The organism is Veillonella parvula (assembly GCF_032575955.1).
Classification (GTDB): Bacteria; Bacillota; Negativicutes; order Veillonellales; family Veillonellaceae; genus Veillonella; species Veillonella parvula_J.
This window is the reverse complement of the sequence record NZ_JAWFXN010000003.1, coordinates 1-17,057: the sequence shown is the minus strand read 5'-3', so window position 1 is coordinate 17,057 and position 17,057 is coordinate 1. Positions and strand designations below refer to the sequence as shown.

The following is a 17,057-nucleotide window of genomic DNA, read 5'->3' as shown; positions in this document are numbered from 1 at the left end:
TATGGCTACATTAACACAAGATGTTAAACAATTAGTTCAAGAGAAGGCAAAAGCTATTCGCGTTGGTATTGTACAGTCTGTAACGGCAGCGAAATCCGGTCACCCAGGTGGTTCATTATCCATCGCCGATGTGATGGCCTTGTTGTACTATGTTGAGATGAATGTAGATCCAGCAAATCCAAAAGCTCCTAATAGAGATCGTTTTGTCCTTTCTAAAGGTCATGCAGCGCCTGCACTATACGCTACATTGGCTGAAAAAGGTTATTTCCCTAAAGAAGAACTCTTGAACTTACGTAAAATTAATCATATGTTACAAGGCCATCCTGATATGAAACACACACCAGGTGTAGATATGTCTACAGGTTCTTTAGGACAAGGCATTTCTGCAGCTTGTGGTATGGCATTGGCAGGCAAAATTGATAATGCAGATTACCGTGTATACTCTATTCTTGGTGATGGTGAGCTTGAAGAAGGTCAAGTGTGGGAAGCTGCAATGTTTGCTGGTTTTTATAAACTGAATAATTTGACAGCTTTTGTCGATTTTAACGGTCTTCAAATTGATGGTGATATTACTAAAGTTCTTTCTCCATTACCAATTCCAGAAAAGTTCAAAGCTTTCAATTGGAATGTTATTGAAGTTAATGGTCATGACCTTGATGAGCTTCATAATGCTATTGAAACTGCGAAAGCTTTTACAGAAGGCCCAACATGTATTATCATGCATACTGTAAAGGGTAAAGGCGTTGAAGAGATGGAAGGTCAAGCAGGCTGGCATGGTAAAGCACCAAGTGAAGAGCAAGGTGTAGCCTTTATTAATGAAATTATGGGGGTGCAATAATGGGTAAAGCAACACGTGAAGCATATGGTAATGCGCTAGCTCGCATTGGTAAAGAGAATACTAATATTATCGTACTAGATGCGGATTTATCCAAATCTACTAAAACAGACACATTTAAAGCTGTGTGCCCAGAACGTTTCTTTAACGTAGGTATTGCAGAGCAAAACTTGATTTCTGTTGGTGCTGGACTTGCAGCGGCAGGTAAGATACCATTTGTTTCATCTTTCTCCATGTTTGCTACAGGACGTGCATTTGAACAAATTCGCAATGCTGTATGCTATCCTAAATTAAACGTGAAAGTATGTGCTACACATGCGGGCATTACTGTTGGTGAGGATGGTGCAACGCACCAAAGTTTAGAGGATATTTCCTGTATGCGTACATTGCCAAATATGACTGTAGTGGTACCTGCTGATGAGCGTGAAACAGTGGCTGTTATCGAATGGGCTGCATCTTATAACGGCCCAGTATACGTTCGTTTGGGGCGTGCTGGTGTAGATGATGTAACAACAGAAGGCTACTCATTTGTGCCAGGTAAATCTACTATTTTGGTAGATGGTTCTGATGCTACAATTATTGCTTGTGGTGCATTAGTTGGACCTGCTGTAGAGGCATCTAAAACTTTATCTGAATCTAATATATCTGCACGTGTTATTAATATGGCATCTATTAAACCTATTGATGCTGAAGCAATTATAAAAGCCGCTGCGGAAACTGGTGCTATCGTTACAGCTGAAGAACATAATATTATTGGTGGCCTCGGTTCTGCTGTATCTGAAGTAGTAGTATCTAATAAGCCTGTACCTATGGAATTCGTTGGTGTCCAAGATACATTTGGGGAGAGTGGAACACCAAAAGAACTAATGGCAAAGTATGGCTTAACTGCCAATGATATTGTAGCAGCCGTAAAACGTGTAATCGCTCGTAAATAATCAAAGGGGATCCCATGATTGAATTTAAGAATGTTAGTAAAGTCTATGATAATGGTTCTGTTGCATTAGACGATGTGTGTTTAACCATTAACGATGGTGAATTTGTTCTCGTTTGTGGTCACAGTGGTGCAGGGAAATCAACATTATTTAAGTTATTAACGCATGAGGTAGTGCCAGATGCTGGTACTGTCATTGTTGATGACTTTGATGTTACGCGTATGAAGCGCAGTAAAATTCCTAAATTGCGGAGAAAGCTTGGCGTTGTATTCCAAGACTTCCGATTATTGCCTAATAAAACGGTAGCAGAGAATATTGCTTTTGCTCTTGAAGTTATTGAAGAAAAACCAAAAATCATTAAAGAAAAGGTGAGTCATGTATTAGACCTTGTTGGTTTATCTGAGAAGGCTAATGACTTACCAGAGGATCTTTCTGGCGGGGAACAACAACGTGTTGCTATTGCGCGTGCAATTGTTAATCGCCCAACAGTATTAATTGCTGATGAACCTACTGGTAACCTTGATCCTGATACTAGTAAGGATATTGTTGAATTGTTTAAGCATATTAACAATTTCGGCACTACCGTTATTATGGTTACCCATAATATGGATCTTGTTTCATACTTGAATAAACGCGTTATTCGTTTAAAAGACGGCCGTGTTCAAAGTGATAATATGAGAGGTGCAGAAATTAATGAAGCCTAGAACGATAAAATACTATTTTAAAGAAGCACTGAAGTCTATGAAACGTAATGGACTTATGACATTAGCGTCCATTTCTACAGTGGCTTTATCCTTATTTATGCTCGGTGTATTCCTTTGTGGTGTCATTAATTTGAATAACATGGCATCCAGTCTAGAAAATCAAGTACAGTTAAGTATTTACTTAAAGGATGGTTTAACAACTGATCAAATTATGGCAGTAGGAAAGCAAATTAAGGCTATACCTAACTTAAAGCATTTAGAATTTGTTAATAAAGAGCAAGCTATGAAGGAGTTCAAAGAACGCCTTGGTGATCAGCAACAATTGGTGAATGCTTTAGGTGATGTAAATCCGTTGCCTAACTCGTATGTGTTAACCTTTGATAATCCTAGCGATGTAAAAGCAACTGCAAAATTAGCTACGACATTCCAAGGCGTAGAAAGTACACATTATGGTCAAGATATTGTAGAAGAGCTTTTCCGCATTACGCAAGTAATTCGTATTGGTGGGATTGTATTGATTGCTTTCCTAGCAGCTGCAACACTATTCATCATTTCAAATACAATTCGGTTGACTGTATTCGCACGTCGTAAAGAAATTGCAATCATGAAATATGTAGGTGCTACTAATGGATTTATTCGTTGGCCATTTTTGATTGAAGGCATGTTGTTAGGCTTAATTGGTGCTATCATTGCCGTTCTTTGCGTTGGTGAATTTTATCACTTCATCACACTGGAAGTTTCTGAATCATTAGCATTCTTCCCTTTAGTACCAATGTTCCCATTCTTCTATGATGTAGCCCTTTATATCTTAGGTGGCGGCATAGTAGTAGGTGCTATTGGTAGTACTATTTCTTTGAAACAATACATGAAGGTGTAATGTTTATGAATAATAGTATATTTAAATCTCGCTTCGTAGCGGCAATTTTGACTGGTATAGTGGTATTGGGAACACCATTATACATCGTTGCAGAGGACGAAGATTTAACAAATCAACTTGATTCAATTCAACAACAAGTTAATCAACAAAATGCTAAAAAGGCAGATGCTGAAACTGTAATAGTCAGTGTATCCGAACAGTTACGTCAAATCGAAGAACAATTACGTCAGGCTCAGCAACAATTGGATTCTATTCAACAACAACGTATATCTGTTGAAAATGATATTACAGTGAATGAAAAATTACTTGCTGAAGCACAAAAGCGACTAGAAGGGCGAGAAGCCGTATTTTATAAGCGTGTACGTGATATTTATATTAACGGTCGTTTAAGTTATTTAGATGTAGTTATTGGATCTAAAGATTTTACAGACTTTGCTAATCGTTTAGAAATTTTAAAACGAATTATTGATTCTGATATTAAATTAATTGAGGAAATCAAAAAAGAGCGCGCTGAAATAGCGGCTCGAAAGCAAGCACTAGAACAGTCTCGTGCAAAACTAGTTGAGATTGAAAAAGCAGCTGCGGCAAAACGAGCTGAAATAGAGCAAAAAAAGAAAGAACGTGAGGTAGTTCTTCAAAAGGCTCAAAATGATCGTGCTACAGCAATGCAAGCAGTAGAAGAATTAAATGCATCTTCTGCACAGATTACAGCGTTATTGAAAGCACGTCAAGCAGAGCGTGCCGCTGCTCGTGCTGCGGCAGCGGCTCAACAATCTTCACCAACTTACTCTTGGGTACAAGGGTCTGGTCAACTTGGGTGGCCTGTAAGTGGTGAAATTACCTCTCCATATGGCTATCGTACACATCCGATTTGGGGCACTACAATTTATCATTCTGGCATTGATATTGGTGTTGATGAAGGTACACCTGTTCATGCTGCAGATGGTGGTACTGTTGCTTGGTCGGGTTGGATGGGTGGCTATGGTTATGCCGTAGTTATCGATCATGGTAATGGCATGTCTACTCTTTATGGACATAATTCTGAACTTGCTGTCTCTGAAGGGCAAGATGTGGGTAAGGGTCAAGTTATTGCCTATGCTGGTAGCACAGGCAATAGTACAGGGCCACATGTACATTTTGAAGTTCGTATAAGTGGGGATCCTGTGGATCCTATGGGATATTTATAATATGAAATTTGATACACGTACGGTGTTATGGAGTCTATTGAAATATATAGGCTCTGGCATCGTTATTATGTGGCTTACATTTTGGTACCTTTCCGGTTCATTCTGGGGTCTGCCAAGATTATTTATAGCCTATTATACTGCGAGTCAAGTTTTTATGACACCTATGGCTAAAAGTACCCTTTATGATGGTATGCTAAAGGGGTTAATTGACTCTTTGGGAGAACCGCATAGTGTTTATTTAAATGCAGAAGAATATAAGTCCATGAAAATGCAAACATCTGCAACATATGCTGGTGTCGGTATGGTCCTTGGTACTGATGATAAAGGTCTATATGCTGTTAGCGTTATGGAAGACCAACCAGCTTTCAAAGCTGGAATTAAACCTGGAGACCACATTATTGCTATCGATGGACAAGCCACTACTGAAATTCCGGTAGAGGAAGCATCTTCTCGTATTCGTGGCGAAGCAGGTACTACTGTAACTCTTGATATTGAGCGTAATGGTGAAAAGTTGCATTTTGATATCACTCGTGAATCCATTGTTTTGCCTACTGTTAAAAGTAAAATGCTAACTAGCACAGTTGGGTATATTCGTATTAGTCAGTTTGCAGAAAATACCGCAGAAGACTTTGCCACTCAATATAAAGAGCTTCAATCTCAAGGTATGAAGGCCCTTGTCTTGGACTTACGAGATAATCCAGGCGGTTTATTATCTACTACTGAAAAGATATCTAAATATATTATGCCTCCAGGTACACTCGTAACAGTACAAAATCGATCAGGTAAAAAGGATACTTATAAGTCAGATGGACCTGATGTAGCTATGCCATTGGTTGTTTTAGTTAATAAGGGCTCTGCTAGTGCATCAGAAATCATAGCAGGCGCTGTTCAAGATCGTAAATTAGGCACTATCGTAGGTACTAATACATATGGTAAAGGTACCGTTCAAACTATTTTCCCTAGTTTAGATGATGAAGGAATTAAAGTAACTATTGCTAAGTACCACACGCCAAGTGATCGTGTTATTGATGGAACAGGTATTAAACCTGATGTAGAAATCGATTTACCAAAAGGTGTACATCCATCTAGTACATTAGATGATATTCAAATTAAAAAGGCATTAGAGCTATTACAGCAATAATGCATAGGAGTTAAATTATGTTTATAGATAGAGCGCGTGTCTTTGTTAAAGCTGGTGACGGTGGGGATGGTATGTCCAGCTTCCGTCGAGAAAAATACGTGCCAAATGGCGGCCCTAGTGGTGGTGATGGTGGTAAAGGTGCGGATGTTGTTTTTAAAGCTGACAAGAATATTAATACGCTTGTAGACTTTAGATATAAACGTCAGTTTAAGGCACCAGCTGGCGGTAATGGTGAAAGCTCTAATAAGCACGGTCGAGGTTCTGATTCTCTTATCATTCCAGTTCCATTGGGTACAGTAATTAAAGATGAGGAAACAGGAAAAATCTTTTGCGACCTTGTTAACGATGGCGATACCTTTGTTATTGCCAAAGGTGGTCGTGGCGGCCGTGGCAATGCTCGATTCCAAACTAGTGCTAACCGTGCACCAACCTTTGCAGAAAAGGGTGAACCTGGTGAAGAATTCTGGTTACAATTAGAGCTTAAAGTATTAGCTGATGTAGGTTTATTAGGTTATCCATCTGTTGGTAAATCTAGTATTTTGCGAAAAGTATCTAAAGCTCAACCAGAGGTGGCAGCATATCACTTTACTACACTAACACCAGTACTCGGGGTAGTTACAATTTCTGGAGATCGTAGCTTTGTTTTGGCCGATATTCCGGGCCTTATTGAAGGGGCTAGTGAAGGTGTAGGTTTAGGTCACAATTTTCTACGTCATGTTGAACGTACGAATATTTTAATTCATGTTTTAGATGTATCTGGTATGGAAGGCCGAGACCCTAAGGTCGACTTTGATGCGATTAATGAAGAGTTACGTAAATACTCTGAAAAATTGGCTAATAAGAAACAAATTGTAGCTCTCAATAAGATCGATATGGTCTTTGATGACACGACGATTCCCGAAACAAAAAAATATTTTGAAGACAAAGGCTATGAAGTATTTCTCATTAACGCCTTAAGTGGTGAAGGTTTGTCGGAGCTTATGGAACGAGCTTACTACTATGTAGAAAACTACGAACCAGAGCCTGAAGCAAATGATGATACAGTTGTATACGAAGCAAAACAAGATGTAGAATTTGTCATTACTCGCGGTGATGATGCTGCTTTCTACATTACTGGTAAACGTATTGAACGATTAGTAGCTATGACAAATCTTGACGATGATCAATCTCTTCGTAGATTCCAACGCATTTGGCGCTTTATGGAGCTTGATGCAAAATTGAAGGAAAAAGGCTGTAAAGACGGTGATGAAGTTGTAATCGGCGATCAGCGCTTTACTTTCCAAGAGTAGGAGTAATAATGACAGGAAAACAAAAACGGTATTTACGTTCATTGGCGGCTACAATACCACCAGTTGTCCAAATTGGTAAAAATGGTTTAGAGGATAGTGTTATAGATAGTGCTCGTGCAGCGATTACAGCACGTGAACTTATTAAGGTTAAATTACATAATAATAGTCCTGAAGATAAGACAATTTTTCAAGACTTAGCAGATATGCTTGGCGCTGAATTAGTTCAAGTGATTGGCTTTAATGGTGTTTTATATAAAGCTAAAAAAGAACCTAAAATCATTTTGCCAAAATAATTTTATAATCTAGTAAATCATAAAAATTTGTATACATCGTAGTTAAGAATTTCAACCTTAGGAGGTTAGTCTATGCGCAGCGCTATCGTTAATGCAAAACGAATTGTAGTCAAAGTTGGTAGCAGTACGCTTTGTTACACTAACGGACATTTAAATTTGGAGCGTATTGAAAGATTAGTGCGCCAATTATCAGATTTGGCTAACCAAGGTAAAGAGATTATTCTTGTTTCCTCTGGTGCTACTGGTGCAGGTCTTGCCCCTTTAGGCTTTAAAGAAAAGCCTAGAGATCTCGTATTAAAACAAGCAGCTGCTGCAGTAGGTCAAGGTATTCTCATTCATATGTACGAGCGCATGTTTCGAGAATATGGTCGAACCGTAGGGCAAATTCTTTTAACGAAAGAGGATAGTACTGGACGACATAGTTATCTTAACTTGCGTAATACATTACATACTTTATTGCAACTTAACGTTATTCCTATTATTAATGAAAATGACGTGGTTGCTATCGAAGAATTTAAAATCGGTGATAACGATACATTATCTGCTACTGTTGCAGGTATTGTAGATGCAGATTTACTTATCATTTTGTCAGATATTGAAGGCTTATATACAGCTAACCCAGCCACTAATCCAGATGCTACTTTGATAGAAACTGTTTCTGAAATTAACGATGAAACCTATGCTATTGCAGGTGGTGCTGGTTCTAATATGGGAACGGGTGGTATGTATACAAAAATTAAAGCTGCTCATATGGCAACAAATTCTGGTGTACCAATGGTTATTACCTCAGGTGAAGTAGAGGATTCTGTTCGTCGTGTATGTAAGGGTGAACAAATTGGGACACTCTTTGAAGCCCATGATGCAAGTTTATCTGGTAAACATCATTGGTTAGCTTTTGGTAAACGATTAAAAGGCTCCATTACGATTGATGACGGGTGTGCTCGCGCTGTTTTAGATAAGGGTGCTAGCATTCTGCCCGCTGGTATTATTGAAGTAGAGGGGACTTTTGGACCTGGTGATACAATTTCCATTTATCATGATCATAAGGAAATTGGTCGTGGACTTATTAATTATAGTATTGATGATATGAAGGCGATTAAAGGTCACAATACAAATGATATAGCCGAGATTCTGGGTATTAATACGACCTATGATGAGGCTGTACATCGTAATAATCTAGTTTTATTACACTGAGGAAATCCTATGAACCAGTATGAAAAAATTTGTAAAGATATGGGCCAGAGAGCTAAAACGGCATCTTTTGAATTAGCCCAACTCGACCAAGAAACTTTAGATTCTGCATTGTTAGCAATTGCTGATGCTGTAGAAGCACAAACAGATGAAATTATGGCGGCTAATGAGTTAGACCTAGAAAAATCTGTTGACTATAATTTACCTCGAACTATGATAGATCGATTGACTTTGACACCTAGTCGCATTGCTTTAATGGCAGAAGGGGTGCGTCAAGTGGCTGCTCTTGAAAGTCCTGTAGGTTCCATTATAGAAACAATCACTCGTCCTAATGGTTTGATTATTGAAAAGCGATCCGTACCTTTTGGTGTAATTGGTATTATCTTTGAAGCCCGTCCTAATGTAACCATAGATGCAGGTGTTCTTTGTTTAAAGACAGCAAATGCTACAATTTTACGAGGTGGTAAGGAGGCATTTCACACGAATCAAATCATCGTGTCTATCATGCGGAATACCTTAGAGTCGTTAGGTATTAATGGTGACTCTATTCAACTCGTTGAGGTGCTTGATCGAGATCTGGTTGGAGTACTTTTACAACAACGGGAATATATTGATGTAATCATTCCACGTGGGGGTGCTGGACTTATTCGTCGTGTTGTAGAAGATAGTAGTATCCCTGTTATTGAAACTGGCAGCGGTGTATGTCATACCTTTGTTGATGAATTTGCTGATTTAGAGATGGCTTTAGAAATTGCAGTCAATGCTAAAGTCCAACGTCCATCTGTATGTAACTCTATGGAAACCTTACTAGTTCATCAAGCTGTGGCTAGAGAGTTTTTACCACGCCTTAATATAGCACTACTAGAATATGGTGTTCGTATTCATGGTGATGAGGCTGTAGCTCAATATATGGAGAATACAATTCCTCTAACAGAAGAGTCTTTCAGCACAGAATACAATGATATGGACTTAAATGTGCGTATCGTTGAAAATCTTGAAGAAGCTATTGATCATGTGAATCGGTATACTACACATCACTCTGAGGCTATTATCACAGATGAACCTATGCGTGCTAATGTGTTTATGAATTTAGTAGATTGCTCTACTGTGTATCATAATGCATCTACACGTTTTACAGATGGCTTTGAGTTTGGCTTTGGTGCTGAGATTGGCATTAGTACACAAAAACTCCATGCTCGAGGTCCTATGGGGTTACAGGCTCTAACATCTTATAAATATTTTGTATTTGGAGAAGGCCAAGTACGGACGTGAAGAAATTATATTATTTTTTAAGGGCATACTATAGATACATTCAAACACCAAAGGGACGATATGAATGGATATCCTATATAAAAGCATTGCTCATATTCATCATTATTTGTGTCATTGTCATTAAGGGAGTGGCCACATTATGGTAGATAAACGTCGTATAGGTATAATTGGTGGAACATTTAATCCCATTCATTTAGGTCATCTAATGATTGCAGAGGTGGCTTGTGAAAGCTTTAATTTAGAAAAGGTTATCTTTGTACCTGCTCGTATTCCACCACATAAGCAACATGATGTGATTGATAGTCATCATCGCTATGCTATGACGGCGGCCGCAGTTTCGGATAATCCAAATTTTGAAATTTCTGATGTAGAGATGCGCCGAGAAGGCCCTTCGTATACCGTTGATACGATTCAATATTTTAAAAAACTATATGGTCCTACTGTTGAATTTTACTTTATTGCAGGGACTGATACTATTCGTGCATTACCGACTTGGAAATTTATAGATGAACTTATAGATGAGGTTCATTTTATTGGAGCTACTAGGCCAGATGGATCAAGTGCTATTGATTCTACTTTGGATGAGTTAGGATCTAAAGCACGTGAAAAAATACATGTTATGGAAGTGCCTGAAATGAAATTGTCTGCTACGTATTTACGAGAGCGCTTACGGTCTGGAAAGACCGTTCGTTATATGTTGCCTAAATGTGTAGTGGATTATATAGAAGAAAACCATATATATGGGAAGGAATAAATGATGTTATCGTTTGATGAAATACAACATAGGGTAAGCCAATGGATGGGGAAAAAACGTTTTAAGCATACTCTAGGTGTTGTTGAATCCGCAACTCAGTTGGCTAAACTTTATAATGTTGATGTAGAAAAAGCACGATTAGCGGCATTGCTACATGATTGTGCTAAAGAAATGCCTTTGAAAGAGATGCAAGATTTGGTGAAGGAGAATAATTACAAAGCTGATGAAGAATTATTAGCCAATGGTAATCTTTTACATGGATTAGCAGGTATGATTCGAGCTAAACTTGAGTTCTCTATAACCGATTCAGAGATTTTAGAAGCTATTCGTGTTCATACAACTGGTAAGGTGGGAATGTCTAAATTAGATAAAGTTATATTCTTAGCAGATTATATTGAACCCAATCGTGATTTTCCAGGTGTTGATGAACTTCGAAATGTGGCTAAAAAAGATCTAAATAAGGCTGTATTGCTTGGTTTTGACAATACTATTAACCACCTTATTGAGCAACATCTTTCAATTTATCCTTTGACCATTCTTGGTCGTAATGATGTATTAAAATCTTGTAAATAATGGAGTTTTTATATGGACGAACGTGAACGTGCAAGAGCTCGCCGACGTAGAAAAAGACGTCAACAAAAGCCATCTGTGAAGTGGCCTAGAGTTATTTTGGCTATTGTTGTAGTTTTCACTTTGCTCGGTGGGATAGGGTATGGCATATATAGTGGTGTATCTTATGCATATAGAGCAATTGTAGGAACTACTGAAGCTACTGAAGCCGTGACAGATAGTGGAAATAAACAGGACGCAAATACTGTATCAGTAGAGCAAAAAGGCTTAGATAAACCTTTATATATTTTGGTTATCGGCACTGATGACAATAATCCTAGTCAAGGTGATAGTCTATTCCTATTATCTGTAAACCTTGATCAAAAAACGATGGACGTTATCGGCATTCCAAGTAATAGTAAAATCGATAATCGTGATCAAACCGATGCGACTATGTTAAATAGTATTTATGAAAAAGGAGGCATTGAACTTACTAAAGCTGTAATTGAGGATATGTTCCATATTTCAATCCCGTACTATGTAGTAGTTAATCAAACTGCCTTCAAGAAAACTAATGATGTGTTAGGAAATCAGCAAATTTATGTAGAACAACCGATGGAACATATTGATGCAGAAGGCAATATAGATATTGATTTGCGACGTGGTTACCAAACTTTAGATAGTAATAATGCCTTAGCGTATTTACGATATTCAGATCCTAAACACGATACCTTTACTCGTGTGCAACGACAAGAAAGATTCCTAAAATTGTGGGTGGAACAAGAACATAATGCATTTTTCTTAACAAATGCATGGCATATTTGGCGTATTTGGGATCATTATGATAGTAATATTTCTACTTTAGATGCTATTAAGTTGGTATACAATGCGAGCAAAATTAATAAGGAAGAAATTCATTTCTATATTCTTCCTGGAGAAAAAGAGCTTATAGGTGAAACGACTTATTGGAAGGTAAACCCTACGGAAGCTCAACGTTTAGTAGGGATAACAATGGGTAATTTGCCAGCTAATGAAATGACACAATTTATATCTGCACCAACTAATAGTACGTCGAAGGTTGCACCTGAATCAGAACATAATGGTGGCACTATTACAAAGCCAACAGAACCTGGTGAGGAGAGCGGTAGTAAGCGATAAGATAAGAGGCTAAATAATGAAAAAGAAAGAAGATATTAAACAAATCGTATTAGAGCTTGCACAAGCTGCATTTGATAAAAAGGGGAGAGATATTGAGATTCTTGATTTAGAAGGAATTTCTATGTTAGGCGACTATTTCTTAATTGTTAGTGCAAATAATAGTAAGCAATCTCAAAGTATTGCTGATGAAATGGAAGATAAAGCAGCCGAATTAGGTATAACAGTACAGCATAGAGAAGGTTATCGTGAAGGTGAATGGATCTTATTGGATTTTGGCGATATAATTTGTCATGTCTTTGGTGGTGATGAATTGCGTGAATTCTACAGTCTAGAAGAATTGTGGAATGATGCTGGTCGAGTTCCATTTGAAGGAGTATAATATGGCTACAGAATTGTTGGAAAATACAATTGCCACATTAAAAGTGTTGCGTACTAGTGATCAAGGTGCTTTTTTAGATGGTCAAACTGGCAATACTAATGATGATATATTGCTTCATAAAGATCAACAAATTGCTCCTGTGGCTATCGGAGATGAAGTCGAGGTTTTTTTATATCGAGATCCAAAAGGTCGTTTAACTGCCTCTATGCGTCTACCAGCCATGAAGGTTGGCCAAATTGGTTATGTTGAGGTTATCAATACTACAAATTTTGGTTGTTTTGTTGAGGTAGGTACAGAACGTGGTATCTTTATGCCTCATGCGGAGATGCGTGGTAGACCTCAGGTAGGTGAAAAAGTATGGGTTCGTCTATATACTGATAAATCCGGTCGTTTGGCGGTATCCATGGATGTAGATGATGAAATGCGTCGTGCTTCTAAAGCTGCAACAGAAGCTATGGTAGGACAACTTGTAAAGGGGGCAATCTATAATTTAACTAGTGAGGGGGCTTTTTTTATTACCCCTGAGCGTTGGATTGCCTTTTTGCATCGTTCCGAAATGACGAGAAAGTTAAAAGTAGGGGAAATGATTGAAGGCCGTATTACTTTCAAACGTGATGATGGTCGCGTTAATGTCTCTATGCGTCCTACAAAGGAAAAGGCTCTTGTTTCAGATGGAGATATTATCATGGGGTACCTGTTAAATCGTGGGGGTAAGATGCCTTATAGTGATGAATCTTCTGCTATGTTGATTAAAGATAAATTTAACATTAGCAAATCTGCCTTCAAACGTGCTTTGGGGCATTTAATGAAAGAGAAAAAGATTGTTCAAGAGGAGGGGTGGACATTACTTACCGACATAGGTCGGCAGTGGACACCGCCTGCTAATAATGAGTCCCAAGATGAGGAATAAAGTCAATGAAAATAGTCATTGTAGGTGCTGGTAAGGTTGGTTATTCATTAGCACAACGACTTATTCAAGATGATCATGATGTATATGTCATCGACCGTTCTCCAGAACGCATTCATAATCTTGAAAATACGTTAGATGTTAGTCTAGTTCTAGGGAATGGCAGTGATGTTCAATTATTGAATGAAATCGATATGTCTGATGTTGGTATGTTTATTGCTGTTACTGATTCAGATGAGGTTAATATGCTATCCTGTTCGGTAGCAAAAATAAAAGGTGTTCCTACGACTATTGCACGCGTTCGCGATAATAGTGTGGCGGAACATATGGATGAGGAGATACGAGCTCAATTAGGTGTTGATCTCTTCATCAATCCTGAAATGGTTACAGCTCAAGAGTTATTACGAATTTTAGAAACACCATCAGCTATAGATGTTGAGGAGTTCGGACAGGGTGCTGTGCGCCTTATGGAATTCAAATTGAATAATGAATTTCCTCTATTAGGACAGCCATTAAAAGAGATTCGCTTTCCTGAAGGTGTTCTGTTAGTTGGTATTTTACGCTATGGTGAAATGATTATTCCTCATGGTGAAAGTCGATTACAGGCTGATGATAGTGTATTTTTCCTAGGTTTGAAAGAGTCCGTTTCTGAAGTGGAGAACCTTTGGTTCCATAATTATAATACATTCTATAAACGGGCTGTCATTATTGGGGCAGGTCTCTTAGGTCGGAACTTAACTGTATTACTAGAAAAAGCTGGTTTTTCTGTGAAGGTTATTGAAAAAGACTTTGACCGTTGTGAGAACCTGGCAAATCAAGTGGATAAAGCTATGGTTATCAATGGAGATGGCACTGATTTTGATTTGCTTGAAGCTGAGGAAATTGCTGATAGTGATGTAATTATTGCTCTAACTGATGACGATAAACTTAATTTACTAGTAGCACTCGTAGGTAAGCATATGGGCATCCCAAAAACCGTTGTTCGTGTGGGACGGCCAGAATATATTATGCTGATGGAGCAAGTAGGTATTGACGTTGTATTTTCTCCACGTTTATTAACAGCAAGTCAAATTTTGCGCTTTGTACGAAGTGGAGAAGGGGTTGTATCTATTTCCACCTTTGAAGGTGGTAAAGCCGAATCTATCGAAATTGAAATTACCAATGAATCGCCTGTGGCAGGTAAACAATTGAAAGATATACGTTTACCTGGGAAGGCCTTAGTAGGTGTAATTTTACGGGAAAATGAAGCTATCGTACCTCGTGGTAATACTCAAATTTTAGATGGTGATCATATCGTTCTCTTTACATTACCTGAATCGGTAAGCAAATTGCTTAAATATCTTACTTAGTAAGGAGGGGCTATGCGAATTCAAATCGTTATGTCCTTAGTGGGTCGACTACTCTATATATTTGGGGTTTTTACTTTAATCCCTTTTATATACAGTGTTGTATTTGAAACTGCATATTGGTCATTCCTTATAACTACAAGCCTTTCTTTAGTTTTGGGGACGCTTTTATCTTATTACGGTTGTGAAAGTCAAAGCTTTAGTATTCGTGATGGGTTCTTAGTTGTATCCTCTACTTGGATATTCACGGTTATTTTGGGGGCTTTACCTTTTTTGGGGAGTGGCATATTGACTAATGTTTTTGATGCTTTATTTGAAGCCACTTCGGGTATTACTGCAACTGGTGCAACTATTATTTATAGTGTTGATGCGTTACCAAACACATTTGTATTGTGGCGTGGTCTTATGCACTGGGTTGGAGGGATGGGGATCATCGTCCTTATCTTATCATTTTTAAAGAATTTAGGAGCAGATGCAGCACATTTCTTTAATGCAGAGGCATCTGTACCAAAGCCTGGCGTTGTAATGCCACGTATTCAATCAATGGCCACCAAGCTTTGGCAGTTGTATATTACCTTTACTGCTCTTTGCTTTCTTATGCTGTGGGCTGGCGGCATTGAACCTTTTGATGCGTTAAACTATGCCTTTTCTATTATTGCCACAGGTGGATTTGCACCGACATCAGCAGGGGCTTTTATTTATGAACAAAGTAATTATATTTGTTTCGTATTTATATTCTTTATGTTTCTTGCTGGTGGCAATTTCTCTGTGTATTACAATGCACTTCAAAAAGGAATTCGCGTTTTAATTAATGATTTTGAAACACGTATGTACTGGCTTGTAGTGTTTATTGGTATTGCCATTGTATCAATATCTCTAGCATTACAATCTAGCTATTCTAGTCCTTTAGAGATTGTTAGAAATGCTGCCTTTAATTTAGTTTCGCTTCAAACTGGTAGTGGTTTTGCTATTAGTGATTATGATTTGTGGCCTGCTGCAGCACAGATGATGTTATTTATTTGTACATTTTTTGGTGGTTGTAGTGGTTCTACAACGGGCGGTGTAAAAATTATACGACTTATTATTTTGATTAAGAGTTCTATAATTTATCTGCGAAAATCAATTCATCCTGATATGGTTCAAGTAGTACGTATTAATGGCAAACCGATGCCTACTAAATGGATCCAGATGACACATCAATTTTTATTTTTATATTTAATGATTTATGTGGTATCTGTTTTTCTAATGACTTGTACTGGTCTTAATACATATGATTCTATGCAAGTGGTTACGGCCTTTCTTAGCAATATAGGACTAGGGTTTGGTGGCTTTGGTCCTACTGATTCCTTTAATGTTATGCCGGATACTGCTAAATGTATTGCTATTGTAGACATGTTACTAGGTCGTTTGGAGTTATTTACGATTTTAGTTATGCTTCACCCTCAGTTTTGGGAAGGGTATTTTATTAAAAAAGAGGTTCCTAAACGATATCGTATTCTATAGGAGGGCGGGAACTATATGGAAGTTATAAAACGTCCTCTAGGGCTTTATAAAGCAAATTGTTATGTGCTTATCAAAGAGGGAAAATCTATAATCATTGATCCGGGTTTTCATTGTAACCACATTATTGATATGGTTGCAGATTCTCAACCCATAGCAGTTTTATTGACACATGGTCATTGTGATCATGTGTCAGCCTTGGATGAAGTGTGTACACATTATAATATTCCCGCTTATTTACATCCTTTAGATCAAGAATTGTTACAGTTAATTCGACGGAGACCAAGTGTATATAAGAAAAAAATGTATACACATTGTAATGATTTAGTAGAAGGGCAATTACAGTTAGATCCTTTTAATATAATAGTTCATCATACACCTGGGCATAGTGCTGGATCGGTTTGTTTAGAAATTGAAGGCCATCTATTTACTGGTGATACTTTATTTAAACAAAATGTGGGAAATACAGATAATTATAACAGTAATCCAGCTGATTTGATTAAGAGTTTGAAATATCTTTTAACCTTGTCCAAGGATTTGATTGTCGAGCCTGGACATAGGGAATCTACTATATTAAAACATGAGGAAGAATTTATTAAAAATATTGTAGTATAGTGTTGACAAAAGTCCTGATAACCGATATACTAAGCAAGTACTTTGGTTACGGCCCCGTGGTGTAGCGGTTAACATGTCGCCCTGTCACGGCGAAGATCGTCAGTTCAAATCTGATCGGGGTCGCCATT

Annotated in this window: 18 protein-coding genes and 1 tRNA gene; all 19 read left to right on the top strand. The window is 37.9% G+C overall.

The features are described 5' to 3' along the window. Position 1 precedes the first annotated feature (1 nt). Positions 2-838 (top strand): transketolase, encoded by an 837-nt coding sequence (locus E7L28_RS04260; RefSeq protein WP_316691699.1) that lies wholly within the window; start codon positions 2-4, stop codon positions 836-838. After that, positions 838-1,770: a transketolase family protein gene (locus E7L28_RS04255; RefSeq protein WP_316691698.1), complete on the top strand. Its 933-nt coding sequence runs from the start codon at positions 838-840 to the stop codon at positions 1,768-1,770. Before E7L28_RS04260 ends, E7L28_RS04255 begins: the two co-directional genes overlap by 1 nt. A gap of 14 nt (positions 1,771-1,784) precedes the next feature. Further along, positions 1,785-2,471, top strand: coding sequence for a cell division ATP-binding protein FtsE (ftsE, locus tag E7L28_RS04250; RefSeq protein WP_004693165.1), 687 nt, complete (start codon positions 1,785-1,787; stop codon positions 2,469-2,471). After that, a complete protein-coding gene (ftsX, locus tag E7L28_RS04245) occupies positions 2,461-3,348 on the top strand; it encodes a permease-like cell division protein FtsX (protein ID WP_012864279.1) in 888 nt (295 codons plus the stop codon). Before ftsE ends, ftsX begins: the two co-directional genes overlap by 11 nt. 5 nt (positions 3,349-3,353) lie before the next feature. After that, entirely contained in the window at positions 3,354-4,535 is a 1,182-nt protein-coding gene (locus E7L28_RS04240) for a murein hydrolase activator EnvC family protein (RefSeq protein WP_012864280.1), read from the top strand. A gap of 1 nt (position 4,536) precedes the next feature. Beyond that, positions 4,537-5,676 (top strand): S41 family peptidase, encoded by a 1,140-nt coding sequence (locus E7L28_RS04235; RefSeq protein ID WP_316691697.1) that lies wholly within the window; start codon positions 4,537-4,539, stop codon positions 5,674-5,676. 17 nt (positions 5,677-5,693) lie between these two features. Then, entirely contained in the window at positions 5,694-6,965 is a 1,272-nt protein-coding gene (gene obgE / locus E7L28_RS04230; RefSeq protein WP_316691696.1) for a GTPase ObgE, read from the top strand. Positions 6,966-6,973: 8 nt separating this feature from the next. Then, positions 6,974-7,258: a ribosome assembly RNA-binding protein YhbY gene (gene yhbY, locus E7L28_RS04225; protein WP_004693176.1), complete on the top strand. Its 285-nt coding sequence runs from the start codon at positions 6,974-6,976 to the stop codon at positions 7,256-7,258. 72 nt (positions 7,259-7,330) lie between these two features. Further along, entirely contained in the window at positions 7,331-8,452 is a 1,122-nt protein-coding gene (gene proB, locus E7L28_RS04220; protein WP_004693178.1) for a glutamate 5-kinase, read from the top strand. A gap of 9 nt (positions 8,453-8,461) precedes the next feature. Continuing rightward, on the top strand, positions 8,462-9,721 hold the full coding sequence (locus E7L28_RS04215) for a glutamate-5-semialdehyde dehydrogenase (RefSeq protein WP_287507883.1): 1,260 nt from the start codon (positions 8,462-8,464) through the stop codon (positions 9,719-9,721). Positions 9,722-9,860: 139 nt separating this feature from the next. Next, the gene (nadD, locus tag E7L28_RS04210; protein WP_004693184.1) at positions 9,861-10,475 is read left to right on the top strand and encodes a nicotinate-nucleotide adenylyltransferase; all 615 of its coding nucleotides are present in this window, start codon (positions 9,861-9,863) and stop codon (positions 10,473-10,475) included. 3 nt (positions 10,476-10,478) lie between these two features. Beyond that, positions 10,479-11,048, top strand: a complete 570-nt coding sequence (gene yqeK, locus E7L28_RS04205) for a bis(5'-nucleosyl)-tetraphosphatase (symmetrical) YqeK (RefSeq protein WP_004693186.1) — start codon at positions 10,479-10,481, stop codon at positions 11,046-11,048. Between the two features lie 12 nt (positions 11,049-11,060). After that, positions 11,061-12,182: an LCP family protein gene (locus E7L28_RS04200; RefSeq protein WP_021148082.1), complete on the top strand. Its 1,122-nt coding sequence runs from the start codon at positions 11,061-11,063 to the stop codon at positions 12,180-12,182. Positions 12,183-12,198: 16 nt separating this feature from the next. Further along, positions 12,199-12,561, top strand: coding sequence for a ribosome silencing factor (gene rsfS, locus E7L28_RS04195; RefSeq protein WP_021148083.1), 363 nt, complete (start codon positions 12,199-12,201; stop codon positions 12,559-12,561). Position 12,562: 1 nt separating this feature from the next. Then, complete coding sequence (locus tag E7L28_RS04190; protein WP_024061794.1) at positions 12,563-13,471, top strand: CvfB family protein; 909 nt, start codon at positions 12,563-12,565, stop codon at positions 13,469-13,471. Positions 13,472-13,476: 5 nt separating this feature from the next. Beyond that, positions 13,477-14,817, top strand: a complete 1,341-nt coding sequence (gene trkA / locus E7L28_RS04185; RefSeq protein ID WP_008713810.1) for a Trk system potassium transporter TrkA — start codon at positions 13,477-13,479, stop codon at positions 14,815-14,817. Positions 14,818-14,829: 12 nt separating this feature from the next. Beyond that, complete coding sequence (locus E7L28_RS04180; protein ID WP_316691694.1) at positions 14,830-16,317, top strand: TrkH family potassium uptake protein; 1,488 nt, start codon at positions 14,830-14,832, stop codon at positions 16,315-16,317. A gap of 15 nt (positions 16,318-16,332) precedes the next feature. Continuing rightward, positions 16,333-16,929, top strand: a complete 597-nt coding sequence (locus E7L28_RS04175; RefSeq protein ID WP_278466642.1) for an MBL fold metallo-hydrolase — start codon at positions 16,333-16,335, stop codon at positions 16,927-16,929. Positions 16,930-16,979: 50 nt separating this feature from the next. Next, positions 16,980-17,055 (top strand) — tRNA-Asp (locus E7L28_RS04170). Positions 17,056-17,057 lie beyond the last annotated feature (2 nt).

Excerpts from the sequence above, each read along its gene's own strand:
- E7L28_RS04215 (WP_287507883.1), top strand. The coding sequence starts at position 8,462 with ATGAACCAGTATGAAAAAATTTGTAAAGATATGGGCCAGAGAGCTAAA.
- E7L28_RS04190 (WP_024061794.1), top strand. The coding sequence starts at position 12,563 with ATGGCTACAGAATTGTTGGAAAATACAATTGCCACATTAAAAGTGTTG.
- ftsE (WP_004693165.1), top strand. The coding sequence starts at position 1,785 with ATGATTGAATTTAAGAATGTTAGTAAAGTCTATGATAATGGTTCTGTT.
- obgE (WP_316691696.1), top strand. The coding sequence starts at position 5,694 with ATGTTTATAGATAGAGCGCGTGTCTTTGTTAAAGCTGGTGACGGTGGG.
- yhbY (WP_004693176.1), top strand. The coding sequence starts at position 6,974 with ATGACAGGAAAACAAAAACGGTATTTACGTTCATTGGCGGCTACAATA.
- E7L28_RS04255 (WP_316691698.1), top strand. The coding sequence starts at position 838 with ATGGGTAAAGCAACACGTGAAGCATATGGTAATGCGCTAGCTCGCATT.
- E7L28_RS04200 (WP_021148082.1), top strand. The coding sequence starts at position 11,061 with ATGGACGAACGTGAACGTGCAAGAGCTCGCCGACGTAGAAAAAGACGT.
- E7L28_RS04180 (WP_316691694.1), top strand. The coding sequence starts at position 14,830 with ATGCGAATTCAAATCGTTATGTCCTTAGTGGGTCGACTACTCTATATA.
- E7L28_RS04175 (WP_278466642.1), top strand. The coding sequence starts at position 16,333 with ATGGAAGTTATAAAACGTCCTCTAGGGCTTTATAAAGCAAATTGTTAT.
- yqeK (WP_004693186.1), top strand. The coding sequence starts at position 10,479 with ATGTTATCGTTTGATGAAATACAACATAGGGTAAGCCAATGGATGGGG.
- trkA (WP_008713810.1), top strand. The coding sequence starts at position 13,477 with ATGAAAATAGTCATTGTAGGTGCTGGTAAGGTTGGTTATTCATTAGCA.
- rsfS (WP_021148083.1), top strand. The coding sequence starts at position 12,199 with ATGAAAAAGAAAGAAGATATTAAACAAATCGTATTAGAGCTTGCACAA.
- E7L28_RS04260 (WP_316691699.1), top strand. The coding sequence starts at position 2 with ATGGCTACATTAACACAAGATGTTAAACAATTAGTTCAAGAGAAGGCA.
- E7L28_RS04235 (WP_316691697.1), top strand. The coding sequence starts at position 4,537 with ATGAAATTTGATACACGTACGGTGTTATGGAGTCTATTGAAATATATA.
- proB (WP_004693178.1), top strand. The coding sequence starts at position 7,331 with ATGCGCAGCGCTATCGTTAATGCAAAACGAATTGTAGTCAAAGTTGGT.
- nadD (WP_004693184.1), top strand. The coding sequence starts at position 9,861 with ATGGTAGATAAACGTCGTATAGGTATAATTGGTGGAACATTTAATCCC.
- ftsX (WP_012864279.1), top strand. The coding sequence starts at position 2,461 with ATGAAGCCTAGAACGATAAAATACTATTTTAAAGAAGCACTGAAGTCT.
- E7L28_RS04240 (WP_012864280.1), top strand. The coding sequence starts at position 3,354 with ATGAATAATAGTATATTTAAATCTCGCTTCGTAGCGGCAATTTTGACT.